The organism is Kitasatospora sp. MBT63 (assembly GCF_000710465.2).
Lineage (GTDB): Bacteria > Actinomycetota > Actinomycetes > Streptomycetales > Streptomycetaceae > Kitasatospora.
The window spans coordinates 1-863 of the sequence record NZ_JAIZ01000250.1 but is presented as its reverse complement, the minus strand read 5'-3'; the positions used below and the strand labels follow the sequence as shown (position 1 = coordinate 863).

Sequence of the window (863 nt, the reverse complement as noted above, 5' to 3'; positions counted from 1 at the left end):
GCTCGGGCGCGCCCCGGTGCGAGTGGGGCCGGCGGGCGGGGGCCGGCTGCTCCCCGCCCTCGCCCGGCGGCTGCGGCGGTCTCTGCTCTGGCTCCACGGTCGGTCGTCCCTCCCCCGGGCCGCAGGTCCGGCCCTGTCGACTGCAGCATAGGCAAGTCCCCATCCGTTAAAGGCTTTTGCGCGAAAGCGAGCGAACATGAACGGTCCGGGCGAGGTTTATCGATCATGAAGGCCGTGCGCGGGAGATGTGACGACGCTCACACATATTTGCGGTTTCAACTTATCTCTGCCTAATGTCCTCCCACGTTCGTGGTCACACGGACCCAGCCACCCGGAACGCCGAGTCCTGCCGCCGGGTGCGCTGGCAGTGCCGAAAACGCACCGCGGCAGGAGCGGGGGAACCAGGTAGGTCGCCCGGAAGCGGTACGCCAGTACCGGGACCGGGCTTGGGGTGAAGCCGTGCTCAGCACGGCCGGGCAACTCCAGCCCGAATCCGACAGCTCACCTCGTAGGCGTGGGAGAGGAACGCGTCTTCATGCTGCCCATCAGCGCCTCCAAGCGTGCCCGTCGCATCATCGCCACCACCGGTGTGGTCGGCATCGGTCTCACCATCCCCTGCCTGACCGCCGGTTCGGCCTCCGCCGCCTCCGTCGCCACCTGGGACAAGGTCGCCCAGTGCGAGTCCTCCGGCAACTGGAGCATCAACACCGGCAACGGCTTCTACGGCGGTCTGCAGTTCACCTCCAGCACCTGGGCCGCCTTCGGCGGTACCTCGTACGCCGCCCGCGCCGACCTGGCCAGCAAGGACCAGCAGATCGCCGTCGCCGAGAAGGTGCTCGCCTCCCAGGGCCCCGGCGCCTGGC

General features: G+C 69.1%; 1 protein-coding gene and 1 riboswitch. The gene reads left to right on the top strand.

What is annotated here, in order from left to right:
• Positions 1 to 358 precede the first annotated feature (358 nt).
• A riboswitch (cyclic di-AMP (ydaO/yuaA leader) is annotated at positions 359 to 528 on the top strand.
• Between the two features lie 7 nt (positions 529 to 535).
• Positions 536 to 863, top strand: a 328-nt coding sequence (locus AA75_RS15860; protein ID WP_033820676.1) for a transglycosylase family protein, incomplete at its 3' end; no start/stop codon positions are given.